This window comes from Paenibacillus sp. KS-LC4 (assembly GCF_036894955.1).
In the GTDB taxonomy this organism is placed as follows: Bacteria; Bacillota; Bacilli; order Paenibacillales; family Paenibacillaceae; genus Pristimantibacillus.
This window is the reverse complement of record NZ_CP145905.1, coordinates 3,800,976-3,827,673: the sequence shown is the minus strand read 5'-3', so window position 1 is coordinate 3,827,673 and position 26,698 is coordinate 3,800,976. Positions and strand designations below refer to the sequence as shown.

The following is a 26,698-nucleotide window of genomic DNA, read 5'->3' as shown; positions in this document are numbered from 1 at the left end:
GTGATGAAAGAACAGCCGCGGGTTTATTCGATAAAGGACATTAACCGATATATCCGGATGAAAATGGACTCGGACGTTGTGCTTGGCGATGTGTGGCTGCGCGGAGAGATTTCTAATTTTACGCATCATTCCAGTGGCCATATGTATTTTACGCTTAAGGATAAGGACAGTCGGCTGAAATGCGTCATGTTTGCTTCGCATAACCAACGGCTGCCTTTTATTCCTCGCGAAGGCGCTAAAGTGATGGCGCGCGGAAACATTTCTGTCTATGAGCGGGATGGCAACTATCAGTTTTATGTAGCCGCCATGCAGCCAGATGGTATAGGAAGCTTGTATCTCGCTTTCGAACAGCTTAAGAGCAAGCTGGAGGAAGAAGGGCTGTTTGCCGCTGAGCGTAAGCGCCCGATTCCACGCTATCCTAAAGCGATCGGGCTGATTACTTCACCGACAGGGGCAGCGGTTCGCGATATGATGATTACGCTGCAGCGCCGCTATCCCGCTGTGCGTATTTATGTTTATCCGGTGCTGGTGCAAGGAACGCAAGCAGCGCCTTCCATTTCACATGCGATAGAAGCAATGAATCGTTTTGGTGAAATCGACGTATTAATTGTAGGACGCGGCGGCGGCTCGCTTGAAGAGCTTTGGGCGTTTAATGAAGAGCAGGTAGCGCGCAGCATAGCCGCATCCGCTATTCCAATCATCAGCGCAGTCGGTCATGAGACCGATTACACGATTGCTGATTTCGTTGCAGATTTGCGGGCGGCGACGCCTACTGCAGCAGCTGAGCTGGCTGTTCCGCATGCAGCCGAGCTGGAGAAGCATTTAAGCAGACAGCGCCAGCAGCTGGAGCAAGCGCTGCGCCAGCTTATACGCAGCCGCAAGGAGCAGCTTGCACGTGTGCGCCGTTCGCCTTTTTTCCTTTATCCTCGTAAATATTTGCTGGAGCAAGCGCAGCGCCTTGATTTGCTGGAGGAACGCTTGCGCCAGCGAACACTTAAAGCAGCGCAGCGCGGGCATAGCAGGCTAGAGCGCTTGCAAGCGACGCTTGCCGGGCATCATCCGGGGCAACGCGTACATTTTGCCGCAAGCAGACTCAAAGGAGCTTCAAAACGGCTTGAACAGATCATCCAGCAAACGCTTCAGGAGAAGCAGCTTAGGCTCCATAGCTCTATACGTCAGCTTGATGCGCTTAGTCCGCTGAAGGTGATGGCACGGGGATACGGATTAGTTTATGAAGAGTCGGAGCAGCGCTTGGTCAAGTCAGTAGCAGATGTGAAGGTAGGGGACAGCGTACAGGTGAAGCTAGCCGATGGGCAGATGACCTGTGAGGTATCTTCGTTGGAGGGAGAGGGCAGCAGTGGCAAAGAAGGAAGCAACCGAGCTTAGCTTTGAACAGGCGATGGAGCAGCTTGATACAATTGTAGAGAAGCTTGAACACGGTGATGTTCCGCTGGAGACGGCGATTGATCTATTTCAAGAGGGCATGCGTCTGTCAAAGCTGTGCAGCGGCAAGCTAGAGCAGGTGGAGCAGAAGATCGAGACGCTCATTGAAACAGAGCAGGGCTTTCAGAAAAAAACGTTTGCTCCACCGAGCGAAGACAAAGGAGAATAACGCTTGAGCGACACGGTTTTGATAAAAACTTATTTGGCGCAATGCGCCGCCACCGTAGAGCAGGCGCTTACCGAGGTGCTGCCTGCGCAGTGGGAGGTTCCGGATAAGCTCCGTGAATCTATGATGTATTCATTGGAGGCCGGTGGTAAACGCTTGCGACCCGCTCTTGTGCTCGCTGTAGCTGAGGCTATTAGCGGTAACGGAGATATGGTGAGCAAAGCGTTACCTGTAGCTTGCGCGATTGAATGCGTACATACGTATTCCTTAATTCATGATGATTTGCCAGCCATGGATAATGATGATTATCGCCGAGGCAAGCTGACGAACCATAAGGTGTACGGAGAGGCTATGGCGATTTTGGCTGGTGACGCGCTGCTGACCCATGCGTTTCATTTAATTCCTAAAGCGGCTAAAGCTGGCGGTGTCAGTGCGCAGGTTGCACTCGATATTGTAGAGGATTTAGCGATGCTTGCCGGGGCAAGAGGCATGGTCGGCGGGCAAGTAGCAGATATGCTGGGTGAGCAGGGCATCACATCGCTTGCAGAGCTTGAATATATTCATTTGCACAAAACCGGAGATCTGGTTGTATTTTCTGTTACAGCCGGCGCACGTATTGGCGGAGCAACGGAAGAGCAGATCAAACTGCTGGAGCAGTACGGCCGCAATATCGGTCTAGCTTTTCAAATTCAAGATGATATTCTGGATTTGATTGGTGATGAGAGCAAGCTTGGCAAGAAGACCAACAGCGATGTTGAACAACAAAAGGTAACCTATCCTTTTCTGATGGGGCTTGAGGAGAGCAAGGCTCAAGTAGAGCATTTGACGCAGGACGCGAAGTCAGCGGTGCTGAGTGCGGGACTTGCAGCACCTGACAGGCTTTTGCAAATCGCTGATTATTTGGTGCAGAGGGATCATTAATCCGCCCTAATGTCTTAAGGATTGGGAAAAAAATAAAGCCTATGTTATAATAGTTTAAATATTTTGACGTCTATTGAACAGTGATGGCTGCTGTTCGCGAAAGCGAGGAAGTACTGTGCTGCTTGAACATATAAACGGTCCTCAGGATTTAAAAGGGTTTTCCAAGAAAGAGCTGGAGCAGCTTGCAGGTGAAGTGCGCCAGTTTCTCATTGAGAAGCTTTCCGTTACGGGTGGTCACCTTGCTTCCAATCTAGGAGTTGTGGAGCTGACGCTCGTTCTTCATTATTTATTTGACAGCCCAAAGGATAAATTTGTCTTTGATGTAGGTCATCAGTCTTATGTGCATAAAATTTTAACAGGGCGCATGGATCGCTTCGATTCACTGCGTCAATATAAAGGCATGTGCGGGTTTGTGAAACGCGATGAAAGCGTGCATGATGTTTGGGAAGCTGGACATAGCAGCACGTCGCTGTCCGCAGCAATGGGTATGGCGATGGCGCGTGACTTTAAAGGCGAGGACAATCGGGTTGTTGCCGTCATTGGCGATGGTGCTTTGACTGGCGGGATGGCCTTTGAGGCGCTTAATCATATCGGTCATGAGAAGAAGAAAATGATCGTCGTACTGAACGACAATGAGATGTCCATTGCGCCGAATGTTGGTGCGATGCATCAATATCTAGGGAAAATCCGCTCTGATCGCCATTATCAGAAGGCGAAGGAAGAGCTGCAGCATTTCTTGAACAAAATTCCTGCTGTCGGCGGGAAGCTGGCCAAGACGGCAGAAAAGTTTAAAGACAGCTTGAAATATTTGCTTGTAACGGGCATACTGTTTGAGCAATTTGGTCTCACTTATTTGGGACCAGTTGACGGGCATGATATGGAGCAGCTTTTGGATATTTTCCGTCAGGCAGATTCCGTGTCAGGACCTGTTCTTGTGCATGTGGTGACGGTTAAAGGTAAAGGCTACTCGCCAGCGGAAGCAGATTCACACAAATGGCATGGCATATCTCCATACAAGATCGAGTCGGGCCAAGTTGTCAAGGCCGTTGGCTCGCCAATGTATACGCAGGTATTTGGCGATGTACTGATTGAGCTGGCCGAGAAGGATGAACGGATTATTGCTGTTACGCCTGCTATGCCTAGTGGATCAGGGCTAATGGAATTCGCAGCTCGTTTTCCAGGGCGCATGGTCGATGTTGGCATCGCTGAGCAGCATGCGGCGACGATGTCTGCGGCACTTGCAATTGAAGGAATGAAGCCGGTATTTGCTGTTTATTCTACGTTTCTACAAAGAGCCTATGATCAGGTTGTTCATGATATTTGCCGCCAAAACCTGAATGTTATTTTTGCTATCGACCGTGCTGGCTTTGTTGGACCCGATGGGGAAACTCATCATGGTGTGTATGATATTCCATTTTTGCGTCATGTGCCAAATCTCGTCATTATGATGCCAAAGGATGAAAATGAGCTGCGCCGGATGATGAAGACGGCGGTTGATTATAATGAGGGTCCGATTGCTGTTCGTTATCCGCGGATTAACGGTCTTGGCGTAGCAATTGATGCTGAGCTGCTGCCGCTGCCAATTGGTTCATGGGAAACGGTGCGCGAAGGTGATTCGGCTGTTATTATTGCCATCGGACCGATGCTGCAAGTGGCGGAAGAAGCAGCAGATCTATTGAAGCGTGATGGCATGAATGTCCGTATTGTAAATGCTCGTTTTATTAAGCCTATGGATGAGCAAATGCTTTTGTCCCTTGCTAATGAAGGCAAAAACATCATTGTGCTGGAAGAAGGAGCAGAACTTGGCGGTCTAGGCAGTGCGATTCTTGAATTTTATTCACTGCGCGGTATTTATGGCCTGCCAATTCGGATTGTCGGTATTCCAGACCAATTTATTGAACATGGTTCCATTAAAGAGCAGCGCGCAGAAGTGGGCCTGACAGGCGAACGGATAGCGGCTGAGCTCAAAAACATGCATCCTCGCAGTAAAATGCGCATTACTGGACAGCATTAGAAGGCTAGGTAAAAGAATGACGACACCTAAAGAACGAATAGATGTACTGCTCGTCGAGCGTGGTTTTTATGAAAGCAGGGAGAAGGCAAAGAAAGCACTAATGGCTGGCCTTGTTCTGGTGGATAACGAACCGATTGATAAGAGCGGAATGAAAGTTGCCCGCACGGCGGATATTAAAGTAAAAGGGGCTATTCACGCTTATGTGAGCCGCGGGGGTCTAAAGCTGGAGAAGGCCATTCGCACTTTTGAGCTGGATCTAACTGGACGTACAATGCTGGATATTGGAGCTTCGACTGGTGGTTTTACGGATTGTGCTTTGCAAAATGGAGCGAAATACGTTTACGCTATTGACGTTGGCTATAATCAGCTGGATTGGTCACTGCGTCAAGATCCACGTGTGAACGTCATGGAGCGCGTTAACTTCCGTTATATAAAGCCTGAAGAGCTGCTGGGGCCTAAGCCTACATTTGCCACTATTGATGTTTCATTTATCTCATTGAAGCTCATTTTGCCTGCGCTTGCTGGATTAATGGATCCGGGCTCAGGCGTGATGGCTTTAATCAAGCCGCAATTTGAGGCAGGCCGTGACAAAGTAGGGAAATCTGGTGTGATAAGGGACATTAAGGTACATGCAGAGGTACTGCGCAATGTAACGCAGGCCGCTGCTGAGATGGGTTATACGCTGCGTGATCTATCCTTTTCACCTATTACAGGCGGAGAGGGCAATATTGAATTTTTAGCTTACTGGATTTGGGATAACCAGCCTAATCAGCAGGTTCCCGATGATGCGGCAATTATGGAGCTCGTCAAGCAGGCGAGCGGTACCTTTTCCGCTGATAAACAGTAGCAAGCTGCGAGGGGAATGCCTGCATCGCTAAGGCGATCAGGCGTTCCCCTATTTTTTACTTTACAGAGTTGGGTCTTTTTTGATACACTGGACTCAACCAAACATGCGTTCGCTTTATAGATTTTGACAGGAATATGCGTCGTCCATCACGAACCAATACATATAAGGATGTTTTGGATGGAGGGTCGCATATGGACAAATACGGTGACTGGTTAATTATGCTAGTTGCCTCCGCCTTGTTAATCCTGTGGTTATTTCGATTGTTTCATCGCTGGCTGCACGAGCCGGCCTCCTTTAACCGATTGAAGCTTGGTAAGGGTGTACCGCTTGATCCAAATGATGAGAACGTTCTGTTTCTTGAGCAGAGTGGATATCATGTTGTTTCAGGCAAGCACCGGATTCCCATTCAGATTGACTTGGATGGCCAAGAGCTTGACAGCCGCTTGTATATTGATTATATTGCAGAACTTGACGGAGAGTTATACATCGTGAAGACTGCAAGGGATCGTATGCCGATGGATTGGACAGGAAGCGGAATAAGGGATAGGCTGCTTGTGTACGGACTGATGCTGCCGAAATGTCAGGGCATCCTGTTTATTAATGTGAAGGAACGCTCCATTAGAAAAGTTGTTTTTCAGTTATAGAATAGCATGTTTGGGAGGCGCTTTATTTATGAAAGGAATACGTCAATTTAAAATTAAGGAAATTATTACGAATCAGGTTGTGGAGACGCAGGAGGAGCTAGTTGAAGCACTTCGCAATACCGGATTGCAGGTAACGCAAGCGACAGTATCACGTGATATTAAGGAGCTTATGCTCATTAAGGTTCCAGCAGAGGATGGCAGATACAGATATTCGTTGCCGCAGGAGAAACAACGAATCAATCCGATTCATAAGCTCAAGCGGGCACTGCTTGATCACTTCGTAAACATCGATTTCACAGACAATCTGGTCGTAATGAAGTGTTTGCCGGGCACAGCCAATACGATTTGCGCGCTGCTGGACAATATGGAGTGGCAGGAAGTAATGGGAACTATTTGCGGAGATGATACGATTTTAATTATTTGCCGCACGAAAGCTCAGAGCAATGAAGTTGTAGAGAGGTTGCTGGAGCTATTGAACTAACATACCAATTTTAGGAGGCATCAGTTTATGTTGCGAGAGCTGTCCATTCGAAATTTAGCTGTAGTTGAGCAGGTGACGGTTTCGTTCCACCATGGATTTCATGTTTTGACGGGGGAGACGGGAGCGGGTAAATCCATCATTATTGACGCGCTTAGCTTAATTGTTGGAGGACGGGGCTCCGCAGATATGGTCAGGTATGGCTGTCAGAAGGCGGAAATGGATGCGATGTTTGATTTGCCGCGGATGCATCCTGTATGGCATGTGCTGGAGAGACTAGGAGTAGAGGCATCACATGACGAGATGCTCGTCATTCGTCGTGAGCTCACCTCCCAAGGAAAAAGCAGCAGCCGAGTAAATGGACAGCTCGTCACCATGACGATGCTTCGTGAAATTGGGGAATGTTTAGTTAATATTCATGGTCAGCATGAGCATCAATCTTTGCTGCGTACAGAGAGGCATCTGGAGTGGCTTGACATGTTCGCAGGAGACTTATTGATTGAACGCAAGCAGGCTTATAAAGCGGTATATAAAGAGCTACAGCAGGCAAGAGCTGCGCTGCGTGAGCTAGAGGATTCTGCACGCCATAATGTGCAAATGCTGGATTTGTATCGTTTTCAAATCAAAGAAATTTCGAACGCCCAGCTCAAAGTTGGAGAAGATGAAAGCTTGGCTGAAGAGAAGCGCAAGCTGCAATACGCAAGTAAACGGATGGATAATGTTACAGAAGCTTATTCTTTATTGTATGGCGATGCTGGCTTAGATGCTTTAAATAAAGCGATTATTAAGCTAACGGATATTCAGACGTATGATCCTAATATTGTCGGGCCGTTGCTTGAACAGCTCCAATCGGCTTATTATCAAGCTGAGGATGCCGCTTTTCAACTTAGAGATTACAGAGATACCATTGAATCAGATCCAGAGCAGCTTGCTACTATCGAAGATCGTCTTAACCTTATTCATGGTTTGAAACGCAAATATGGCGAGAGCATTGAGGATATTCTCGTTTATTATAAAAGCATCGTCGTGGAGCGCGACAAGATCGAAAACCGCGATGACTACTTAGAAAAGCTGCGTAATAGCGAAGCAACACTGTATAAATCGGCACTTGAGCTTGCTGAGGAGCTGTCACAGCTTCGGAATCATGCTTCAACACGTTTGGCCGAGTCAATTGAGCGTGAGCTTCGTCAATTACAAATGCCTAATACGATTTTTTCTGTTCAGATGGACAGAATCAAGCAGCATGAACAAAAGGAATCAGCTGTTGTGCTTAATAGCAATGGCTGTGACGAAGCGGTATTTATGCTGGCCCCAAACCCTGGAGAGCCGCTTAAACCATTAAATAAAATTGCTTCAGGCGGCGAGATGTCGCGTGTGATGCTTGCTTTGAAAGCGATATTTGCTGAGCATGATCAAATACCAGTACTCATATTTGATGAAGTGGATACTGGTGTAAGCGGACGCGCAGCACAGTCAATTGCAGAGAAGCTCTCCCAATTATCGCGTCGCTGCCAAATTTTCTCTATTACGCATTTGCCGCAAGTAGCTTGTATGGCCGATCATCATTATGAGATCCGCAAGCAAGTCGTTAATCAGCGTACAGCGACCTCCATTAAAGAAATTATGAGCAGTACTCGAATAGAGGAGCTGGCGCGTATGCTGGGTGGTGTTGAAGTCACAGAGAAGACGCGACATCATGCACAAGAAATGCTTGATTTGGCATTGCGACAGAAAGGAGCCTAATGGAGGGCATTCAGGGAAGTTTTTTGTGGTCATAAAACGGTGGAGGCGGGGTAAGTTAAAGGTACGCCAATGGCGATTAAACCTTTATCGTCATGCGATGGAATTACAGGGAGCGTGAAATCATTGAACTCCAGCAAGAGGAAGAGATGGTTCGGTCTGGTTCTCGTGATTTTGATTTGCATGGTAGGATTCTCCACACCGTTTCAGCACTTAGCCTCAATCCCGAATGAACTGCGTTTGTTCACAGGCCAATCGAAACGATTACAATATGGAGTTCCTGTTCATGCTCAAGTTACGGTGGACCCGCGTATGCTTCAAGTGAATGGCTCATCGACCCGGTCTTTATCAGTCAATTTGAATGAACCGCTATCCTTGCATTCGCAGCAAAGCGGCGAAACGAGGATGAAAGTGAAATTATTCGGTAAAATTCCTTTCAAGACGGTTAAAGTCAATGTTGTACCTGATTTAAAGGTCATTCCTGGTGGTCAAACCATTGGGGTTAAGGTGAAGTCAGCGGGGATTTTAGTCGTCGGTCATCATCAAGTGACTAGTCAAAATGGCAGCAAACAGTCTCCAGGTGAGCTTGCAGGTTTGCGTCTTGGCGATTTGATTGTCAAGATCAATGGGCAAAAGGTTACCGAGGTGAGGAAAGTAGCTGAGCTCGTTGGTCAGGCGGGCAACAACAAGAAAGCGCTTGATATTGTTTATAAGCGCGGCGGACAATTAAGCAAAACCGTTTTGAATCCTTCTTATGATGCTGAGGATCGCACGTGGCGGCTAGGTCTTTATATACGGGACTCTGCAGCTGGTGTAGGCACACTGACGTTTTATGCTCCTGATCAGGGCGTTTACGGAGCACTTGGACATGTCATTACGGATATGGACACGCAAACGGCTATTGAGGTTGGTGATGGTCAAATTCTCCAATCCAGTGTAACGTCGATTAACAAAAGCCAAAATGGTGAACCGGGCGAAAAAAGGGCTCATTTTGTGAAGGAAAGTAAAGTGCTGGGTAATGTGGAGCGAAATACATCATTTGGCATTTTCGGAAAAATGAATGAAAACCCTACCCATAGCTATAACAGCAGTGCTGTGCCGGTTGCTTTTGCCGAGGAGGTAGCTGAAGGTCCTGCTCAAATTTACACCGTAGTAAACGGACAAAAGGTTGAGAAATTCGATATTGAAATTTCCCATGTTATGAAGCAGAGCAGTCCGGCAACTAAAGGAATGGTTATCAAAATAACGGATAAGCGCTTGCTTGATAAAACGGGTGGCATTGTACAAGGTATGTCAGGAAGCCCAATTATCCAAAATGGCAAGCTGGTTGGTGCGGTTACCCATGTGTTTGTAAATGATCCTACATCGGGTTATGGATGTTTCATCGAATGGATGCTTCAAGATGCAGGGGTTTTATTGAAATCTACAATGCAGCCGGGCAGTCAAACAGCAGCTTAAAAACAATCGCCAGCGGCAGAGAGCTATACGCTGCAGGCGATTGTTTTATTTTTGGAGATGGCCTTCTTTTGTCGAAACTCAGCGAAATGAAGCGCTAATTGTAAATAAATAAATAGTATAACGGTATTGAGAAAAAAAATAAAGAAAAATAATTTTCGACAGAAGGAATTTATATCGACGTGTCGAAAATGTTACTCAAGACAACTAGGGGAAGGTTCAGGAGTGAAAATTGGAGGATCATTTGAGGGAGGATAATATCTTGCAAAAAATTGATGTATTATTAGCTGATGACAACAGAGAATTTACTAATTTGTTATCGGAGTACATATCCGATCAAAGTGATATGAATGTGAGCGGTGTTGCTTATAACGGTGAAGAAGTGCTGAGGCATTTGGAGGAATCCCGTAAAGTACCTGATGTACTCATTCTAGATATTATTATGCCTCATTTGGACGGACTTGGCGTTTTGGAGCGCTTAAGGGAAATGAATATTTCTCCAATGCCTAAAATCATTATGCTGACAGCTTTCGGTCAAGAAAACATCACACAAAAAGCAGTTCAATTGGGTGCTTCTTATTATATTCTCAAGCCTTTTGATATGGATATCTTGGCAAACCGGATTCGTCAGCTATTTGGGAATTCTTCGTACTCGGCTTCTTCTTCTTACAACTCGAATTCATCAACAGTGAAATCGAATGTCGTGCCGCTTGCTAAAGGCAAAAACCTGGATGCCAATATTACGAGCATCATTCATGAAATCGGTGTGCCTGCTCATATTAAAGGCTACCAGTATTTACGCGAAGCGATCACAATGGTGTATAACAATATCGAAATTTTGGGTGCAATTACAAAAACGCTATATCCAGCAATCGCCGAAAAATTCAAAACAACGCCGTCCCGGGTCGAACGTGCGATTCGCCACGCTATCGAAGTCGCTTGGACACGCGGCAACATCGACAGCATCAGTCACCTGTTCGGCTATACGATCAACATCAGCAAGTCGAAACCTACGAATAGCGAGTTCATCGCGATGGTTGCTGACAAGCTGAGGATTGAGCATAAGGTGTCGTAGATGTAGGCTGGGCGGGGGATTTCGCCATTTGTACGGCCACTGATTCGTTGTATTTGGGAACAAATCCGCGTAATTGTTCCAATAAACATTTTCGTTACCAATGCGATAAACTCGCTCAGTTCGAAATAGTCAACGTAGACATATTTAACATGATAAATTGCAATATAGATACTTACAGTAACAACGGTCACTTATGGGACTTATCCCGTAATGTGGCCGTTTTCATTTGCTATTCCGGCAGAGGACAAAACTTTCCGTCATTTCATGTCTAGTTTCGATGATAGAGGACAATCCATAGCGATTACGGTTAAACCGGGAAAACTTGCAGATGAAAAAGATTTTGTCAGGAAAGCAAGTGGCTCGATAGTCGCGTATTCTAAGATTCTGTTTGGGAATCCGGAAGTATACGAGATAACTAATGACAAATGCTATTATATTTTTCAAATCCACCTTGCTAGTGGTCATGCTATCCCGCCATTGTTATAATGACAGTGCGGTCATTTAGGCCAATTGTGCCTGCGAGAGGTTGTGCTGTAATCGTGAGGCCAAACGATTTGCTAGATCATATAAAGACAAAAGACGATTTTATCCAATTTGTTTCTTTACTTAGAGACAATCTCGCTCATAAGCCGGAAGAATGGGAGAATAGAGCATTAGCCGATTATTTTGATGCAATGGAAGGCTGGATGCAGGATATGGATGGTTATTATCAAAACCAAAACAAAGAAACACCGGCAGAGGCATCCTGGCAGCTTTTCGCTTCCATTTTAATGGCTGCTAAATACTACGAGTGAACAAGGGAAAGGGAGGAATAATGGATGACTTGGATGCTGGACAGTGTATATGACCGAAATAAAGAAGCGCCGTATACTTTTTATTTGCCTAATCATCAAATGCTAGAGCTGTTACAGGCTGGAGAGTTTGTAAAATTGATTTTTTTGTTTGATGAGGAGAACGAGCAATTTATTGGCGAAAGAATGTGGGTTGAAATTGTGGAGCGAAAGGGGGACAACTTCAAGGGCTTGCTCAGAAATATACCATCTTACATAACGGAGCTGAGCTATGGGCAAGAAATTCAATTTACTTATGAGCATATATGCGATACGAAGCGGGAAGATCCAGAAGCGAGCAAATGGAATTATTATATGGATACACAAATCGTAATGACCCGAGATGCTTTAGAAAAAAGAAGCTTCAATCTCATGCTGAAAGATGAGCCGAATGAGGAAAATCATTTAGGGTGGATCTTTTTTAGTGGCTCTGAGCCTGAGGGATACACTGGACATATTGAAAACTACCAAGTCGTCTCTCTTGGAGCGGCGCTGAATATGGACGATTCTTTTTTGGCATTTGTAGATGACGAGCCGTTTTCTGCCTATGAAAGAGATAGTAAAACGGGAAAGCTTAATAAAGTTATTGATTATGATTGGGGTTGATTAGCAAATTGAATCAGTATTGTTACAGCGCTTAATGGGAGAAAAACGCCCATGCAGTTTCGAACAGAACGTAAGCTGCCCTGCAACAAACAGGCATTAGTAGAATTCTGCATGAGCTGCCCCCATCTAAGTGAATCCAATATGCTTAACTAGGGCGTGTCTGAAAACCCATTCAGCGGCCCTTTTCACCTCTTTTTCGCCCCTGCCTCGTTCCGTCGGCTTGTCACTTGCAAAGTTTTTTACTTACCACGATCATCCATCTTATTCATAAAATCGTCTAAGGCGAGATGGAAGCGTTCAAACGGCAGCGATAAAAATTGGATTCGTTTTCTAATACGGGATTGCTTTCCAATATCATCATGATAAAACATGAATTGATCTATATTTTTATCCAGCTTCTCTCTAAGTGTTAAAATAAAACCGATCGCGATATGCGTTTGAGCCAGCTCCTGCAAGTCAGCAGCAAGTGCTTCGCTTAAGCTCCGCATGTTCGGAATATTTAAAGATTTTTGAATGAAAAACGAATCTGGCGTGTAATCTACGCGGAAGTCCTGCCCAGGCACTTGCTCCCAAAAATCGTTCCATTGTTGCAAATATCCCGTCTCATAAAGCACGTATTTAATAAATCCACATAACCATGCGGTACAGCTTGTATTGCGACGCTGGCATCCAACCCGATCTGAAAGATGTCGGCAGCCGCTGCAGCAGGAACCGCTATTTGAAATGCAAACTTTGCAAATATGCTCTGATCCTATAGATTGCAGAGAGGCCATTCCAAGGTCAATGACCACTTGCTTGCTCATTTCATGCGGTCGTTCATCAAGGAGTAGCGAATATTCTCTTGATGGGTGGTCAATCGTAAATTCAGGCATTCGCATCCTTACCTTTCCTTTGAATCAATTTAAAATCAAATATTCAAAAGTATGAATATAAGGAGTATTATACCCGCTAAAAAATTATTCAACAAGCTCACGGATCGTTTTCAATCATTTCTGGAAGTGTGTTATGATATTCATATATTCAAAAGTTTAATAGTAAGGGGAAGTTTAACGTTTATGAATCAGCACATTCAACAGTTTAAAGCCGATTTTTACAAAGCATTGGCTCATCCCATGCGGATTCGCATTCTTGAAGTGTTAAGCGAAGGGGAGAAGAATGTAAATGAGCTGCAAAGCATTTTAGGATCGGAGGGTTCAGCCGTATCGCAGCAGCTGGCTGTTTTACGCAATAAAAACGTTGTCCACAGTGTCAAAGAAGGCACCTCCGTCATTTATTCCTTGCGAGACCCCTTAATAAAGGACTTATTGTCGGTAACGAAACAGATTTTTGACAACCATCTTGTTGATGCTATTACCCTGCTAGAAGATATTCGCAAAGAGCCATAATTGCAAAAACAAGGGAATCCGTGAGTAAGATTTAGGAAAACCTTGTTTTTTTGCTTTTTATATGGATTTAGTCGAAAACTCGACCGATTATTGTGTTTGACATAAAGGAAGCGTAGGAGTATCTTTTCTTTATATTCAAATAATCAAATATATGAAGAAAAGAAGGTTATGGGAAATGAAAGGGACAGGGAGATTTGATGGGTATCAATTATCTGCGCTTCGCAAGGATATGGTTTCGGGTCTCATTGTCGGTATTATCGCCATTCCACTTGGAATGGCGTTTGCTATTGCTTCAGGCGTCAGGCCTGAATATGGCCTCTATTCGACCATAATAGCGGGCATTCTTATTTCCGTATTCGGAGGTTCAAAATTTCAAATTGGCGGCCCAACCGGCGCATTTATTCCTATTCTTTTCGCTATCGTGCTGCAATATGGGTACGAAAATTTATTGCTTGCTGGTTTCCTCGCGGGGATTATGCTTGTTGTCATGGGTCTTTTTAAGCTTGGCTCGTTGATTACCTTTATTCCTCGACCTGTTACAATCGGGTTTACTGCGGGAATTGCCGTAATAATATTCAGCGGACAAATCGCTAACTTTTTGGGCTTGAATGGGATTGAAAGACATGAAGATTTTTGGTCTAATATGCAAGAGCTTGGGCTTCATGCTTCTACTGTAAATAGCTACAGCCTAATGACGGCTGGTATTTGTCTGATCATTATTTTATTAGCGCCGAAATTCGTGCCTAAGCTGCCTGGGGCACTGCTGGGGCTTATTGTATCGAGCGTCATCGCGGCTTTGTTTTTTAAGGGAGAGGTGGCAACTATAGGATCTGCTTATGGGACGATTCCGAGCACGCTGCCTGAATTACGCATTCCCGACATGACTTGGGAGCGGATATTGAATGTGCTTCAGCCCGCTTTTATTATTGCTATGTTGGGCGGAATTGAATCGCTGCTGTCCGCTGTAGTTGCTGACGGTATGACTGGCAATCGTCACAATAGCAACCGCGAGCTTATTGGACAGGGGATCGCCAATATGATCACTCCGCTGTTTGGCGGAATACCTGCAACGGGAGCCATTGCACGCACAGCTGCCAATATTAAAAGCGGGGCAGCCTCGCCGGTTTCCGGCATCGTTCACAGCCTCGTCGTCCTGCTGGTGCTTATACTGTTTGCCCCTTATGCGTCTCATATTCCGCTTGCCAGCATGGCTCCCATCTTAATGGTAGTTGCGTTGAACATGAGTGAACGAAGCGCATTTATTCAGGTATTAAAAACGAAAACAAGTGATTCCATTTTACTTGTCATCACTTTTATACTTACGGTATTTACAAATTTAACAACGGCAGTAGAAGTGGGATTATTGCTGGCACTGCTTTTATTTGTGAAACGAATGAGCCAATCCTTAACGGTTGAGAAGATGCTGCCAGATCCAAATCATAAGCATGAAAAAGTCAGAGCAAATATGGTATACGAGGGACATGATTGTCCTCAGATTAGTATACTTACGATTGATGGGCCTCTGTTTTTTGGAGCGGCGAATAAGTTTGAACGGGGTATGAAGGATACGGTACAGCAGAGGTCTGAAATTTTGCTGCTGCGCCTTGGAAAAGTGCCTTTTATGGATACGACGGGAGCGGCAAATCTATCTGCTTTAGTCCAATCATTCCAGCAGCTCGGCGGAATCGTATTGCTTTCAGGAGCCCAACCGCAGCCACAGCTGATGCTGAAAAAAACAGGTTTATATGAGCGCATGGGCACTCATCACTTCTTTGAGCATACTGGTGAAGCGGTCGGCTATGCCTTGCTCCATCTGAATACAAATAAATGCTTGGGCTGCAAGCATTTTGTATTCCGCGAATGCCGTGCGTTATCCAGTGGAGAAACGCTAAGCGTAACAAATCGAGGTCTAGAACGTAGCGGGCATCATTCTTCTTTTTAAGAAAAGGATACATTTGAGGTATTGTTTCAGATAGAGTTGGAGCGCCGGAAATGATGGTATCTAAAAAACGCTCCTTTATTGGTTACGATGAACCAATAAAGGAGCGGAATGATCCATTAACTATATGGACGCCTAGTCAAGCCTATTGTTATATCCGAATGTCAATGGATTGCGCGGCAGTTGCTGACTGCACGTTCGCTTTCTGAACAGAAGTCACATGCTCTGCCTCTGTCTGCTTATTGCTGCGTGCTCTTACCTTGTCACTATTTGCTACTTCACCTGTAAGTACTTTGCTGTGAGCGGCTTTCTCATCACTTTCTGAAGAGCTGTCATCCGTAGTGTTGATGTCATTGACAAGCTCGCCCATTTTTTGATCGACCGCGTGAATTTGGCTCGTGTTTTTCGCCATCATTTCGCGTTTCAGCTTAAATACGGTTTGCTCGGCATTTTCAAGCATAGCGTATTTCCCAGCGTCTGTGTGTGGGTTTGATTCAATGACCATACGGTCGAAGCGGATACCGCTTTCCAATGTGACGTTGGAGCCCTGCAACTTGTCACGAACGCCTGCGAGCTTGCCAAGATGGTCATAGGTCATGCTGCTTTTTACAGCCTGATCCATATTTTTCTCGGGATTGTCCGAAGTGGTTTTTTTAGGCTGGTCGTTTTTAGATTCGCCAATTTTAGTTTTTTCTTGAATTTCTTCTGAACGAATCTGTGAGATTTGTGCGTCAATTTGGGAGATAGAAGCGGTTAATGCTTTTACACGCTCCATTTTCAGCTTTGTGTCGAGCTTTTCATTCGTTTTGACGGATTGCATTTCTTCGTTTAATCTAGCTTTTTGCTTCATGAGCGCCTGAATTTCTTTTTCGCGTGGCGAAGCGGAAGCAGCGCCTTCCCTCGAAGCAGCAGACGTTGGGCGTGCTGCTGATGAGGCAGATGATATAGCAGAAATGGCAAGCTCCCCCTTTTATTCATTATGATGACTGTCTAATGGTTTTATCGGAAATAATGGAAGCGAAATTAATATACGTTTCAGCAAAAAGATAAATTATTATAGATTTTTACAATCCAGATGCTTGCTTCATTCGAGTTTACATATTGTGGATTGGTAGATCCCGATATTCCGCAAAAGAAAAAGCCCCCACGGGCCACTTAAATGAAGTGTGGCGCTTCGGCAGGAGCTTGATGCAAGGTAGCGAACATTGGAGCGAAGTAAGGAGCTAGGCGGTTGGCTTTGGCGGCTTAGGACGCTTCGGACGGAAGCGAGGGGCTACATAATTGCGCTTGCGGTCGCGGAAAAAAGTCCAGCCCCCGATAAAGCCGACACCAATGGCAAACAGCAGCAGACCCAGCAGGAAGGGCAACCATTCAAAGTTAGGCTGCATGTCATCATAGCCGAAGGAGACAAAATAGTTGTAGACGGCATTTTTCATTTTTAAAAATCCGATACAGGCAAGTATGCCTGGAATGACAAGCAGCAAAATAGCAATTAGCCTTGCTGTAACTAGCTTCATAATTGAGTAACTCCTTAATAATAGTGAGATGGGCTTTTGTTAATATGATACCCTTTTCAGCGAAAAGTGTCTATTTCAGAAAAGTTTACGATGAAAACCGCTGCTAAAAAGGTTACAATAACAATGATGCAATCAAACGACGCTCATACATAGAGCATACATATGGAATACAGGTGGAGGTTAAAATAGATGGCGGTAGAAGTAGATGTTGCTGTGCTCGGTGGGGGCCCAGGCGGTTATACGGCGGCGATCCGCGCTGCCCAAATGGGAAAAAGCGTAGCGATTGTGGAAGCGGACAGCCTTGGCGGAACATGCCTGCATAGAGGTTGTATTCCTAGCAAATCGCTGCTTAGAAGTGCGGAAGTATATGCCACTTTGCTGGAGTCAGATGCCTATGGCATTTCAGTAGCTGAAGGAGCGGTCTCGCTGCAATTTGACAAAGTGCAGAGCCGCAAGGAGCAGACGGTTGAACAGCTTTATAAAGGACTGCAATATTTGATGAAGAAGCATAACATTCAAGTTATAAAGGGCAGAGGACGCGTCATTGGTCCGTCGATTTTCTCGCCTCGCAGCGGTTCGCTCGCTGTTGAGCTGGCCGATGGAGAAATGGAGCAGGTCGTTTCCAAAAACCTGATTATAGCAACAGGCTCTAGACCGCGTGCTTTGCCTGGCTTAACGCCGGATGGCGAGTATATTTTAACAAGTGATGATGCGCTTGTTTTAGAGGAGCTTCCGGCTTCGATTCTGATCGTAGGCGGCGGCGTAATTGGCGTAGAATGGGCATCCATGCTGCAGGACTTTGGCGTGCAGGTGACGCTCGTCGAAGCGGGAGCGAGGCTGCTCCCTGGCGAGGATGCTGAGGTGTCGGCAGAGCTTGCGCGGGTGCTTAAGCGCCGCGGCGTTCGTATACTAACAAGTGTACAATTGAACACGGCTGAGCTTAGCGTAGGAGATGGTGAAGTTTCCATTCCTGCTGCGACTGCCGATGGCGATGTGCTGCTAAGTGCAAGCAAGCTTCTGCTGGCCGTTGGCCGTCAAGCGAATGTGGAAGCAATTGGGCTTGAAAATACCGATATTCGCACGAAGGACGGTTTTATTCAAATCAATGAATTCGGTCAGACGAGTGAGCCGCATATTTATGCGATCGGCGATTGCATCGGCGGTGTTCAGCTGGCTCATGCAGCGGCACATGAAGGAATTGCGGCAGTGGAGCATATTGGCGGCCAGGGTCATACGGCGATAGAGCCGCATCTTATAACCCGCTGCGTATACTCGCGTCCGGAAATTGCCTCTTACGGGTTGACGGAGGATGGCGCCAGAACGAAGGGTCATGACATTAAGACGAGTAAAGTCCCATTTCAAGCGATTGCTAAAGCGCTCGTGCTTGGAGATGCGGACGGCTTCGTGAAGGTGATAGCCGATCGGGCGACCGGCGATATTTTGGGTGTTCATATGATAGGCCCGCATGCGACCGATCTTATTTCGGAGGCTGCGCTTGCTGGCTTCCTCAATGCAACGCCTTGGGAAGTTGGGCAATTGATTCATCCGCATCCAACGCTGTCCGAAGCGCTCGGTGAGGCCATGCTGGCGATAGACGGAAAGGCGACTGCGTTGTAGCAGCTGCCCATGCTTGCTTCAAGCATGGGTTTTCTTTTTCCGTAAAAAGAGGTTATAATGGGTAATATCAAGTATTAGTACCTGGTTTTAATTTTGTTTAGGCGTAAAGGGCAGCCCTTTTACTTAGGCGGCACAGGCTCGCTACGCAGTGAATGATAAGCCGAGTATAAGCGCGTAGCTTAACCACTCTTGCATTTTTAAAGGAGGCCGAATTCTCATGGGGAAATCCGGTTCAATTGATCAGCAATCCCGTCATGGCGCAGTTGGCTTGTCGGATGAGCAAGCTGTCGAAATGTATGTCATGATGCAGCTGGCGCGCAAGTTTGATGAGCGCAATTTGCTGCTGCAGCGGGCAGGGAAAATCAACTTCCACGTATCGGGTGTGGGTCAAGAGGTCGCACAGGTTGCTGCGGCATTTGCTCTTGATCGCTCAGTCGATTATTACTTGCCTTATTATCGGGATTACGGTTTTGTATTGTCCGTCGGAATGACGGTGAAAGAGCTGATGCTGTCCGTTTTTGCGAAGGCGGAGGATCCAAATAGCGGCGGCAGGCAGATGCCAGGGCACTTTGGCAGCAAAAGATTGCGCATTGTCACAGGCTCAAGTCCTGTAACGACTCAAGTTCCGCACGCAGTAGGCATTGCACTGGCAGCGAAGATGAAGAAGCAGGAGCTGGTAAGCTTTGTAACCTTTGGCGAAGGCTCAAGCAATCAGGGCGATTTTCATGAAGGCTGCAATTTTGCTGGTGTTCATAAGCTTCCGGTCATTTTTATGTGTGAAAATAATCAATATGCGATTTCGGTCCCCGTTCACAAGCAGTTAGCAGGCCGCGTTGCGGATCGGGCGCTTGGCTATGGCTTCACAGGCGTGCAAATTGACGGCAATGATGCGCTGGAAGTGTTCCGCACTGTAAAGGAAGCGCGCGAGCGCGCGATTGCTGGCGAGGGACCCACGCTAATTGAGGCGATGGTTTATCGCTTGTCTCCGCATTCGACGTCAGATAATGATTTGGCTTATCGGACAAAGGAAGAAGTCGACGAGAACCGTGCGAAGGATGGGCTTCCGAAATATAGGCAGTATTTGATGGACTGTGGGCTCCTGACGGAGGAGAAGGATGCCGAGCTGCTTGCCGGCATTAAGAAGCAAATCGACGAAGCGACTGAATACGGCGATAAGGCGGCATTCCCTACGCCGGAATCGGTGCTTGACCATGTGTATGCAGGAGATGCTGGGCAAGGAGGGGACATCTAGTGGCGGTTATCGAATATATTGAAGCGATTAGAATGGGCATGAAGGAAGAGCTTGAGCGAGATGAAGACGTGTTCGTGCTTGGCGAGGACGTCGGCGTCAAGGGCGGCGTTTTTACAACGACGAAAGGTTTAATTGACCAGTTCGGAGAGCAGCGCGTCATGGATACGCCCCTTGCGGAATCGGCTATTGCTGGTGTGGCTATCGGTGCGGCTATGTACGGAATGAAGCCCATTGCAGAAATGCAATATTCGGATTTTATGTTTCCGGCAACGAATCAGATTATTAGCGAAGCGGCTAAAATTCGTTACCGCTCCAACAATGACTGGAGCTGTCCGATTGTCATTCGCGCCCCAATTGGCGGGGGGATTTTTGGCGGTCTTTATCATTCTCAGTGTCCAGAATCCGTATTTTTTGGAACGCCTGGTCTGAAAATTGTAGCGCCTTATCGGGCCTATGATGCCAAAGGACTGCTTAAGGCAGCTGTGCGCGATCCGGACCCGGTTCTCTTTTTTGAAAACAAAAAATGCTACAAGCTGATTACAGGCGAAGTACCGGAGGACGATTATATTGTGCCGATTGGCAAAGCGAATGTATTGCGAGAAGGCGATGATATTACCGTCATCAGCTACAGCATGCCGCTGCTGTTCGTTGAACAGGCAGCACAGGAGCTAGCTCAGGAAGGCATCAGCACTCATATTCTAGATTTACGGACGCTGCAGCCGCTTGATCAAGAGGCTATTTTGGAGTCGGTGCGCAAGACGGGCAAGGTTTTAATTATTCACGAGGACAACAAGACGGGCGGCGTAGGCGCCGAAGTGTCGGCGATTATTGCAGAACAGCTGCTTTATGAGCTGGACGCTCCTATTATGCGTTTGTGCGGCCCGGACGTTCCGGCGATGCCTATTAATCCGCCTGGTGAGAAGTTTTTCCTGTTGAATAAAGAAAAAGTGAAAGAGGCTATGCGCAATTTGGCTTTGTATTAAAGCTTGCCCGAAGGAGACCTTTCGCCGCAATGCGTTAATTTGGAAGAAAGCCAGTCGATGTAGCACAAGCCTTTAGGGAGATGGATAATAGATGAAATCGGTGACGGAGATTGTTATTCCGCAGCTGGCGGAATCGCTCGTATCGGCAACAATCGATAAGTGGCTTAAGCAGCCTGGTGACCACATTGACATGTATGAGCCTATTTGTGAGCTTATTACGGACAAGGTAAGCGCGGAGCTGCCTTCAACGGTAGCGGGAAAGCTGGTTAAAATTTTGGTTGGCAATGGTGAAACAGTTCCTGTTGGGACGCCTGTTTGCCTAATCGAAACGGAAGGCGCAGAAGAAGCGCAGACTGCTGGCGGGACTCAGTCTGGTTATAGCGCAGCAGGGCAAGGCGCAGGATTAGCGGCGACCATGCAAGGTGGTGCACAGGTGGCCGAAGGCGATATGTCGATGCGCAATCGCTTCTCTCCAGCTGTTCAGAAGCTGGCAGCCGAGCATAATATTCGTTTGAGCGACGTTCAAGGTACGGGTCTGGGCGGGCGTATTACCCGTAAAGACGTGCTTGCCTTCGCACAGTCGGGCGGAGCGGCAGGCAGTTCCGCTAGCCAAGCGAGCCCGCAGGCTGGCCGGGAGCCAAGTAATGAGCAGGTTCGTTCGACTGGCTTGCATTTGACAGAAACACCTCGCTTGCCAACGATTCAGCAATATGATTCTCCTATTACCGGGGTGCCAGGGCGGGGTGAAGATTATATTGAGGTTACGCCGATTCGCGGCGCAATTGCACGTAATATGAAACAGAGCGTCACCGAAATCCCGCATGGCTGGATGATGATTGAGGTTGATGTCACGAATCTCGTCGTGCTGCGCAACAAGGTGAAGGATGAATTTATGAAGCGCGAGGGCATTAATTTGACTTATCTCGCTTTCGTATTGAAGGCAGTCGTTAATGCGATCAAGGAGTTCCCAATTATGAACTCCATGTGGGCGGTCGATAAAATCATCGTGAAGCGCGACATTAACATTTCGCTTGCCGTAGGCACCGAGGAGTCGGTTGCAACCCCCGTCATCAAAAACGCCGACCACAAAACGATCGCCGGTCTGGCCAAAGAAATTGATGACTTGGCACGCCGCGGACGCGAAGGACGCCTGACGCTTGCTGACATGCAAGGCGGTACGTTTACCGTCAACAATACGGGCTCCTTCGGCTCAATTATTACGCATCCGATTATTAACTATCCTCAAGCGGCTATTATGACGTTTGAATCAATCGTGAAGCGTCCGGTTGTCATTAATGATATGCTCGCCATTCGCTCGATGGCAAACCTCTGTTTGTCGCTCGATCACCGTATTTTGGATGGTATTATTTGCGGCCGCTTTATGCAGAAGGTGAAGGAAAATTTGGAGAGCTTCAACAACGATACGAAATTGTATTAGAAATGAGGAACGCCGCTATGACTGACTCTACTCATGTATCTAATGGGAAGAAACCGCTAGAAGCCCGTTATATTTCCATGCTTGGCTATGCGGAGGCATGGGAGCTGCAAAAAACGATGGTGAAGCAAATTGATCAGGAGGAGCGTCCAGAGACGCTTCTCCTTCTTCAACATCCGCCGACCTACACGCTCGGCTCAGACCGTCATCCCGAGCATTTGCTGCTCGGTGAGGCGGAGCTTGCGGAGAAGGGCATTTCTGTATTTGAAATTGACCGTGGCGGGGATATTACCTATCATGGACCCGGGCAGCTTGTCGGCTATCCGCTTCTATATCTCGATGCGGTGGGTCTCGATCTGCATGCTTATTTGCGCAATGTTGAACAGGTCATCATCAATTGGTTGAAGGATTATGGTATCGAATCAGGCAGAAAGCCCGAATACACCGGAGTGTGGGTAGGGGATGAGAAAATTGCGGCTATCGGTGTGAAATTTAATCGGGCGCGGAGGCGCGGCGGATTTGTGACGAGTCATGGATTTGCACTGAATATAGAAGCGGGCATAGCGGAGAGTGGCTTTAGCGGCATCGTGCCGTGCGGCATTGAACAGTTTGGAGTCACTTCATTTAATACGCTGACGGGTCGCGAGCTGTCGGTAAGCGAAGCGGCGCAGCAACTGCTGCCGCATTTCTGCAATGTATTTGGCTTTGCGCCAGATGCTGTTCTAATAAGAGAACAGCATCCCGATACCGGCAACCAAGCTGGATAACAGCATGGCGGCAATAACAACGATGGCAACAATTCGAACATACTTGGAAGGATTCACAAGGCAGATCTCCTTTCTAAACATTTCTATAAGCCCTATTATAGTCGAAAATGACGAACGGAGGAAACGTTAATGATTAATGAGCAACGGTTAGTTGATGAATTTGTACAATTGGTGAAAATTGATAGTGAAACGAAGCATGAGCAGCTTATAAGCAGTGAGCTCAAGAAGAAATTCGGAGAGCTGGGACTTTCGCTGGAAGAGGATGATGCGGCAGCTAAAACAGGTCATGGCGCAAATAATCTTTTTGCCTTTCTTGAGGCATCCGGTGTGGAGAATGCTCCGACTATCTTTTTTACCTCCCATATGGATACGGTAACGCCTGGCGTTGGCATTAAGCCGCAAATTGATGCAGATGGCTACATACGCAGCGATGGTACGACAATTCTTGGAGCGGATGACAAAGCCGGTCTTGCCGCGATGCTTGAGGCGATTCGCGTTCTTAAGGAGCAAGCGATTCCGCATGGACCTATTCAATTTGTCATTACCGTTGGCGAGGAGTCGGGATTGCTTGGAGCACGCGCGCTGGATGCGTCTAAGCTGAAGGCGAAGTTCGGCTACGCGCTCGATTCAAACGGCTCGGTAGGCGAAATTGCGGTTGCTGCACCAACACAGGCAAGAGTAACGATTGAGTTCCATGGCAAATCGGCTCATGCGGGCGTTAATCCAGAGGCGGGAATCAGCGCAATTCAAGTGGCAGGCAAAGCGATTGCTAGAATGCCGCTTGGGCGTATTGATAAAGAAACGACGGCCAATATTGGATCTTTTGAGGGCGGTGGCGCTACGAATATTGTAGTGGACTATGTGAAGCTGAACGCGGAAGCGCGCAGTATCGTTCAGCATAAGCTGGATGCTCAATTGGACGCTATGCGCGAAGCGGTGGAGAGTGCGGCAGCGGAGTTTGGCGCCAAAGGCGTGTTGAGCAGCGAGGTCATTTACCCGTCGTATTCGTACGATGAGAGCGATGCAGTCGTGCAGCTTGCCCAAACGGCAATTAAAGCGATTGGCCTGACACCAAAAACGTTTCATTCCGGCGGCGGCAGCGATGCGAATGTGTTCAACGGACTCGGCTTGCCGACGGTGAACCTGGCTGTTGGCTATGAGCATATTCATACGACGAAGGAACAAATTAAAGTAGCCGATTTGGTCAAAACGACAGAATTGGTTGTAGAAATTATGAAGCAGGCTGCAAAAGCTTAATAGGCTCTGCGACATAATAGCAAAACTGCAGAGGCACCAAACAAGCGATAGGTCAGGAAAAGAGCGTTTTCCCGGGCGTATCGCTTGTTTTCCATTTAGTCAAGACGGCAAGCTGCTGGCTGCTGGCTATTGACTATTGGCGTGCTTTTAAAAAGCTTGCTAATGGCTCGGAGGCTCCATTCGCTGCCTTGCAGGACATCATGCGCAGTTGATGGCGAATCTCCCATGCTTTGCCGACAAGGCGAAGATGGCTGACGCTTTTATAAGTTTTCATCGTTACCTAAGCTCCTTCTCGATCAAAATACTTGAATAAGGATAGGTATGCGGATATCGGACAAGTTATGCCTGTTACCACATTGTTACACGCAAAGGGGAATATTCATTCATGAATCAGGAAATTAATCGCTGGAAAGAAGAAACGACCCACACCGAACCGATTTTTTCTGGCAAAATCATTTCACTGCAGGTGGACACGGTTTCCTTGCCAGATGGCACTACAGCGACAAGAGAAATCGTCAAGCATCCGGGGGCTGCGGCGGTTATCGCTCTTTTAAATGGCAAGCTGCTCGTCGTTGAGCAGTACCGCAAGCCGCTTGAGAAATTCCAGATCGAGCTTCCGGCTGGCAAGCTGGATGCTGGTGAAGATCCACTTGAGGCGGCGATGCGCGAGCTGGAGGAGGAGACGGGCTACAAAGCGGAGTCGATGCAGCTTGTGAGCGCTTTTTACACGTCGCCGGGTTTTGCGGATGAGAAGCTGTATGTTTATTTCACGGATCAGATTGTGCCTGGCAAGCAGCAGACGGATGAGGATGAGTTTCTGGAGGTGATGGCGATTACGCTTGAGGAAGCGGAAGCCTTCATCTCCGAAGGCCGCATCAGTGATGCTAAGACCATTATGGCTGTTTATGTTTGGAAGCTGTATTTGCTAACGGGCAAGCTGCCTATTTAGAAGGAAGAATGACATCGGGGTCATCTCTCCCGTCATAGGTGTGCTTAAAGGAACATACACTTTAGCACATGGGACAAGGGGGGGAGGGCTATGCGTTCGCGAATGGGGAAGGAACCCGCAGGGAGCCACCTGACGCTGTATGTATTTGTGGGTGTGCTGTTTGTCGTGGGCGTTATTTTTGGCGCGTTAATGGTGAATGCTCTGACCTTTGAGCAGCAGCAGGACTTGGCATCGGATATAGGGCAATATGTGCAGCTCATACATGGCGGGACGGCGGCGGGCAGCGAGGCTATGTTTTGGGAGCGTGTTTTTTTTCATGGAAAATGGCTGCTGGTGCTGTGGTTTCTTGGGATTACCGTTGTCGGAATACCGCTGGTGCTGGCCATGGATTTTCTAAAGGGTGTGCTCGTCGGCTTTGCGCTGGGAACGCTTATTACGCAATATTCATGGAAGGGCGTGTTGTTTTCACTCGTCTCGATTGCGCCGCCTAATTTAATTATTGTGCCGGCCATTTTGATGGCAAGTGCTTCTGCGCTTTCTTTTTCGATTTATGTGGTGAAAAATAGGCTGCTGCGGCAAAATGGCACGCTTGCCCCGCAAATGCTCAGCTTTACGACAACAGCGCTTATGATGCTGATGGTTTTGATCGGTGCCGCATTGCTTGAAGCTTATGTCTCCCCACTGTTAATGAGCTGGGCAGCACCGATTTTAGACGCTTCTGCCGCGGCCAACTGATGCCCATTCTATGCCAAAATGTTTGACTTTCACAAGGGTTTGAATCTATAATGAAAGCAAACGTTTTCTGATGTTGGCGCAGACATGTGTGGTAGGGGGGAAATCATGGAAGCCCGGATTGATAAGATTAAACAACAGTTGCAGTCGCAGGGCTACAAATTAACCCCGCAGCGTGAAGCAACAGTACGTGTATTGCTTGAGAATGAGGAAGATCACTTGAGCGCTGAAGATGTGTTCATGCTTGTGAAGGACAAGGCACCCGAAATTGGCCTTGCAACCGTGTATCGGACACTTGAGTTATTAAGCGAAATGCATGTAGTGGAGAAGCTAAATTTTGGTGACGGGGTTGCCAGATACGATTTGAGAACGGACAGCAGCAAGCATCATCATCATCATCTTATTTGTGTACAATGCGGATCGATGGATGAGATTAAGGACGATTGGCTGCTGCCACTTGAAGAGCGATTGGAAGAGGAATTTGGCTTTTCGGTTCTCGACCATCGTTTGGACTTCCAGGGCATTTGTCGTAAATGCAATGAGAAGAATGCGAATGCGAAGAAGGATGAATCATAAACGGCTTTGCTGCCCAGTGCTTCTGGACGGCGAAGCCGTTTTGGCATTTCGCATGGCTAGACGTTTTATG

28 protein-coding genes are annotated in these 26,698 nt (G+C 47.2%); 23 read left to right on the top strand and 5 right to left on the bottom strand.

Translation table 11 applies throughout. The features are described from left to right. Nucleotides 1-3: 3 nt before the first annotated feature. The 12 genes from xseA (at nucleotide 4) to V5J77_RS15935 (ending at nucleotide 12,219) form a co-directional block, all read left to right on the top strand. Nucleotides 4-1,386, top strand: coding sequence for an exodeoxyribonuclease VII large subunit (gene xseA, locus V5J77_RS15990; protein ID WP_338551831.1), 1,383 nt, complete (start codon nucleotides 4-6; stop codon nucleotides 1,384-1,386). Nucleotides 1,387-1,399: 13 nt separating this feature from the next. Then, nucleotides 1,400-1,612: an exodeoxyribonuclease VII small subunit gene (xseB, locus tag V5J77_RS15985; protein WP_338556849.1), complete on the top strand. Its 213-nt coding sequence runs from the start codon at nucleotides 1,400-1,402 to the stop codon at nucleotides 1,610-1,612. A 3-nt stretch (nucleotides 1,613-1,615) separates the two neighbouring features. Continuing rightward, nucleotides 1,616-2,530, top strand: a complete 915-nt coding sequence (locus tag V5J77_RS15980) for a polyprenyl synthetase family protein (RefSeq protein WP_338551830.1) — start codon at nucleotides 1,616-1,618, stop codon at nucleotides 2,528-2,530. A gap of 115 nt (nucleotides 2,531-2,645) precedes the next feature. Then, entirely contained in the window at nucleotides 2,646-4,544 is a 1,899-nt protein-coding gene (gene dxs / locus V5J77_RS15975) for a 1-deoxy-D-xylulose-5-phosphate synthase (protein WP_338551829.1), read from the top strand. A 16-nt stretch (nucleotides 4,545-4,560) separates the two neighbouring features. Then, a complete protein-coding gene (locus V5J77_RS15970) occupies nucleotides 4,561-5,391 on the top strand; it encodes a TlyA family RNA methyltransferase (RefSeq protein WP_338551828.1) in 831 nt (276 codons plus the stop codon). 191 nt (nucleotides 5,392-5,582) lie between these two features. Next, entirely contained in the window at nucleotides 5,583-6,035 is a 453-nt protein-coding gene (locus V5J77_RS15965) for a hypothetical protein (RefSeq protein WP_338551827.1), read from the top strand. Nucleotides 6,036-6,063: 28 nt separating this feature from the next. Further along, nucleotides 6,064-6,516 carry a transcriptional regulator ArgR gene (argR, locus tag V5J77_RS15960; protein ID WP_046231955.1) on the top strand — a complete coding sequence of 151 codons (453 nt, stop codon included), beginning with the start codon at nucleotides 6,064-6,066 and terminating at the stop codon, nucleotides 6,514-6,516. Between the two features lie 27 nt (nucleotides 6,517-6,543). Further along, nucleotides 6,544-8,256 (top strand): DNA repair protein RecN, encoded by a 1,713-nt coding sequence (gene recN / locus V5J77_RS15955; protein ID WP_338551826.1) that lies wholly within the window; start codon nucleotides 6,544-6,546, stop codon nucleotides 8,254-8,256. A gap of 123 nt (nucleotides 8,257-8,379) precedes the next feature. Continuing rightward, a complete protein-coding gene (gene spoIVB, locus V5J77_RS15950) occupies nucleotides 8,380-9,711 on the top strand; it encodes a SpoIVB peptidase (RefSeq protein WP_338551825.1) in 1,332 nt (443 codons plus the stop codon). A 259-nt stretch (nucleotides 9,712-9,970) separates the two neighbouring features. Further along, nucleotides 9,971-10,783, top strand: a complete 813-nt coding sequence (gene spo0A / locus V5J77_RS15945) for a sporulation transcription factor Spo0A (RefSeq protein ID WP_338551824.1) — start codon at nucleotides 9,971-9,973, stop codon at nucleotides 10,781-10,783. 554 nt (nucleotides 10,784-11,337) lie between these two features. Further along, nucleotides 11,338-11,577, top strand: a complete 240-nt coding sequence (locus V5J77_RS15940; RefSeq protein ID WP_338551823.1) for a hypothetical protein — start codon at nucleotides 11,338-11,340, stop codon at nucleotides 11,575-11,577. A 24-nt stretch (nucleotides 11,578-11,601) separates the two neighbouring features. Then, a complete protein-coding gene (locus tag V5J77_RS15935) occupies nucleotides 11,602-12,219 on the top strand; it encodes a DUF2185 domain-containing protein (protein WP_338551822.1) in 618 nt (205 codons plus the stop codon). 239 nt (nucleotides 12,220-12,458) lie between these two features. Here the strand turns inward: V5J77_RS15935 and V5J77_RS15930 are convergent, their stop codons facing one another. Next, nucleotides 12,459-13,097, bottom strand: coding sequence for a hypothetical protein (locus V5J77_RS15930; protein ID WP_338551821.1), 639 nt, complete (start codon nucleotides 13,095-13,097; stop codon nucleotides 12,459-12,461). A gap of 177 nt (nucleotides 13,098-13,274) precedes the next feature. Here V5J77_RS15930 and V5J77_RS15925 point away from each other — a divergent pair, with 177 nt between their 5' ends. Together V5J77_RS15925 and V5J77_RS15920 are read left to right on the top strand one after the other, a co-directional pair. Then, entirely contained in the window at nucleotides 13,275-13,604 is a 330-nt protein-coding gene (locus tag V5J77_RS15925; protein ID WP_338551820.1) for a metalloregulator ArsR/SmtB family transcription factor, read from the top strand. Between the two features lie 175 nt (nucleotides 13,605-13,779). Continuing rightward, nucleotides 13,780-15,546: a SulP family inorganic anion transporter gene (locus V5J77_RS15920; protein WP_338551819.1), complete on the top strand. Its 1,767-nt coding sequence runs from the start codon at nucleotides 13,780-13,782 to the stop codon at nucleotides 15,544-15,546. Between the two features lie 148 nt (nucleotides 15,547-15,694). Here the strand turns inward: V5J77_RS15920 and V5J77_RS15915 are convergent, their stop codons facing one another. Both V5J77_RS15915 and V5J77_RS15910 read right to left on the bottom strand, forming a co-directional pair. Then, nucleotides 15,695-16,393, bottom strand: coding sequence for a hypothetical protein (locus V5J77_RS15915; protein ID WP_338551818.1), 699 nt, complete (start codon nucleotides 16,391-16,393; stop codon nucleotides 15,695-15,697). 373 nt (nucleotides 16,394-16,766) lie between these two features. Beyond that, entirely contained in the window at nucleotides 16,767-17,060 is a 294-nt protein-coding gene (locus V5J77_RS15910; protein WP_338551817.1) for a DUF2627 family protein, read from the bottom strand. A gap of 189 nt (nucleotides 17,061-17,249) precedes the next feature. On the opposite strand from V5J77_RS15910, the gene lpdA reads away from it, so the two are divergent. From lpdA to lipB, 5 genes are all read left to right on the top strand, one after another. Continuing rightward, the gene (gene lpdA / locus V5J77_RS15905; protein WP_338551816.1) at nucleotides 17,250-18,677 is read left to right on the top strand and encodes a dihydrolipoyl dehydrogenase; all 1,428 of its coding nucleotides are present in this window, start codon (nucleotides 17,250-17,252) and stop codon (nucleotides 18,675-18,677) included. A gap of 217 nt (nucleotides 18,678-18,894) precedes the next feature. Continuing rightward, nucleotides 18,895-19,929 carry a thiamine pyrophosphate-dependent dehydrogenase E1 component subunit alpha gene (locus V5J77_RS15900; RefSeq protein WP_338551815.1) on the top strand — a complete coding sequence of 345 codons (1,035 nt, stop codon included), beginning with the start codon at nucleotides 18,895-18,897 and terminating at the stop codon, nucleotides 19,927-19,929. Further along, the gene (locus V5J77_RS15895) at nucleotides 19,929-20,912 is read left to right on the top strand and encodes an alpha-ketoacid dehydrogenase subunit beta (RefSeq protein ID WP_338551814.1); all 984 of its coding nucleotides are present in this window, start codon (nucleotides 19,929-19,931) and stop codon (nucleotides 20,910-20,912) included. The genes V5J77_RS15900 and V5J77_RS15895 overlap by 1 nt, the downstream gene beginning before the upstream one ends. A 91-nt stretch (nucleotides 20,913-21,003) precedes the next feature. Beyond that, entirely contained in the window at nucleotides 21,004-22,350 is a 1,347-nt protein-coding gene (locus V5J77_RS15890) for a dihydrolipoamide acetyltransferase family protein (RefSeq protein ID WP_338551813.1), read from the top strand. Nucleotides 22,351-22,367: 17 nt separating this feature from the next. Continuing rightward, nucleotides 22,368-23,114, top strand: a complete 747-nt coding sequence (gene lipB / locus V5J77_RS15885; protein WP_338551812.1) for a lipoyl(octanoyl) transferase LipB — start codon at nucleotides 22,368-22,370, stop codon at nucleotides 23,112-23,114. Here the strand turns inward: lipB and prli42 are convergent. Beyond that, on the bottom strand, nucleotides 23,070-23,195 hold the full coding sequence (prli42, locus tag V5J77_RS15880) for a stressosome-associated protein Prli42 (RefSeq protein ID WP_150131586.1): 126 nt from the start codon (nucleotides 23,193-23,195) through the stop codon (nucleotides 23,070-23,072). The two genes, lipB and prli42, sit on opposite strands and share 45 nt — an antisense overlap. Before the next feature lie 48 nt (nucleotides 23,196-23,243). Here prli42 and V5J77_RS15875 point away from each other — a divergent pair, with 48 nt between their 5' ends. After that, entirely contained in the window at nucleotides 23,244-24,371 is a 1,128-nt protein-coding gene (locus V5J77_RS15875) for a M20/M25/M40 family metallo-hydrolase (protein ID WP_338551811.1), read from the top strand. A 133-nt stretch (nucleotides 24,372-24,504) separates the two neighbouring features. On the opposite strand, the gene mciZ is transcribed toward V5J77_RS15875, so the two are convergent. Continuing rightward, nucleotides 24,505-24,645, bottom strand: a complete 141-nt coding sequence (gene mciZ, locus V5J77_RS15870) for a Z-ring formation inhibitor MciZ (RefSeq protein ID WP_338551810.1) — start codon at nucleotides 24,643-24,645, stop codon at nucleotides 24,505-24,507. 111 nt (nucleotides 24,646-24,756) lie between these two features. On the opposite strand from mciZ, the gene V5J77_RS15865 reads away from it, so the two are divergent. The 3 genes from V5J77_RS15865 (at nucleotide 24,757) to V5J77_RS15855 (ending at nucleotide 26,628) form a co-directional block, all read left to right on the top strand. Further along, nucleotides 24,757-25,320: an NUDIX hydrolase gene (locus V5J77_RS15865; protein WP_338551809.1), complete on the top strand. Its 564-nt coding sequence runs from the start codon at nucleotides 24,757-24,759 to the stop codon at nucleotides 25,318-25,320. A 90-nt stretch (nucleotides 25,321-25,410) separates the two neighbouring features. After that, entirely contained in the window at nucleotides 25,411-26,055 is a 645-nt protein-coding gene (gene spoIIM, locus V5J77_RS15860) for a stage II sporulation protein M (RefSeq protein ID WP_338551808.1), read from the top strand. A gap of 105 nt (nucleotides 26,056-26,160) precedes the next feature. Further along, entirely contained in the window at nucleotides 26,161-26,628 is a 468-nt protein-coding gene (locus tag V5J77_RS15855) for a Fur family transcriptional regulator (protein ID WP_046231973.1), read from the top strand. The last annotated feature ends 70 nt before the right edge of the window (nucleotides 26,629-26,698 follow it).

Excerpts from the sequence above, each read along its gene's own strand:
- spoIIM (WP_338551808.1), top strand. The coding sequence starts at position 25,411 with ATGCGTTCGCGAATGGGGAAGGAACCCGCAGGGAGCCACCTGACGCTG.
- V5J77_RS15930 (WP_338551821.1), bottom strand. The coding sequence starts at position 13,097 with ATGCGAATGCCTGAATTTACGATTGACCACCCATCAAGAGAATATTCG.
- V5J77_RS15855 (WP_046231973.1), top strand. The coding sequence starts at position 26,161 with ATGGAAGCCCGGATTGATAAGATTAAACAACAGTTGCAGTCGCAGGGC.
- xseA (WP_338551831.1), top strand. The coding sequence starts at position 4 with ATGAAAGAACAGCCGCGGGTTTATTCGATAAAGGACATTAACCGATAT.
- V5J77_RS15925 (WP_338551820.1), top strand. The coding sequence starts at position 13,275 with ATGAATCAGCACATTCAACAGTTTAAAGCCGATTTTTACAAAGCATTG.
- V5J77_RS15875 (WP_338551811.1), top strand. The coding sequence starts at position 23,244 with ATGATTAATGAGCAACGGTTAGTTGATGAATTTGTACAATTGGTGAAA.
- V5J77_RS15900 (WP_338551815.1), top strand. The coding sequence starts at position 18,895 with ATGGGGAAATCCGGTTCAATTGATCAGCAATCCCGTCATGGCGCAGTT.
- V5J77_RS15970 (WP_338551828.1), top strand. The coding sequence starts at position 4,561 with ATGACGACACCTAAAGAACGAATAGATGTACTGCTCGTCGAGCGTGGT.
- V5J77_RS15935 (WP_338551822.1), top strand. The coding sequence starts at position 11,602 with ATGACTTGGATGCTGGACAGTGTATATGACCGAAATAAAGAAGCGCCG.
- V5J77_RS15915 (WP_338551818.1), bottom strand. The coding sequence starts at position 16,393 with ATGAAGCAAAAAGCTAGATTAAACGAAGAAATGCAATCCGTCAAAACG.
- mciZ (WP_338551810.1), bottom strand. The coding sequence starts at position 24,645 with ATGAAAACTTATAAAAGCGTCAGCCATCTTCGCCTTGTCGGCAAAGCA.
- prli42 (WP_150131586.1), bottom strand. The coding sequence starts at position 23,195 with ATGTTTAGAAAGGAGATCTGCCTTGTGAATCCTTCCAAGTATGTTCGA.
- lpdA (WP_338551816.1), top strand. The coding sequence starts at position 17,250 with ATGGCGGTAGAAGTAGATGTTGCTGTGCTCGGTGGGGGCCCAGGCGGT.
- lipB (WP_338551812.1), top strand. The coding sequence starts at position 22,368 with ATGACTGACTCTACTCATGTATCTAATGGGAAGAAACCGCTAGAAGCC.
- V5J77_RS15920 (WP_338551819.1), top strand. The coding sequence starts at position 13,780 with ATGAAAGGGACAGGGAGATTTGATGGGTATCAATTATCTGCGCTTCGC.
- V5J77_RS15865 (WP_338551809.1), top strand. The coding sequence starts at position 24,757 with ATGAATCAGGAAATTAATCGCTGGAAAGAAGAAACGACCCACACCGAA.
- V5J77_RS15965 (WP_338551827.1), top strand. The coding sequence starts at position 5,583 with ATGGACAAATACGGTGACTGGTTAATTATGCTAGTTGCCTCCGCCTTG.
- xseB (WP_338556849.1), top strand. The coding sequence starts at position 1,400 with ATGGAGCAGCTTGATACAATTGTAGAGAAGCTTGAACACGGTGATGTT.
- recN (WP_338551826.1), top strand. The coding sequence starts at position 6,544 with ATGTTGCGAGAGCTGTCCATTCGAAATTTAGCTGTAGTTGAGCAGGTG.
- argR (WP_046231955.1), top strand. The coding sequence starts at position 6,064 with ATGAAAGGAATACGTCAATTTAAAATTAAGGAAATTATTACGAATCAG.
- V5J77_RS15910 (WP_338551817.1), bottom strand. The coding sequence starts at position 17,060 with ATGAAGCTAGTTACAGCAAGGCTAATTGCTATTTTGCTGCTTGTCATT.
- V5J77_RS15890 (WP_338551813.1), top strand. The coding sequence starts at position 21,004 with ATGAAATCGGTGACGGAGATTGTTATTCCGCAGCTGGCGGAATCGCTC.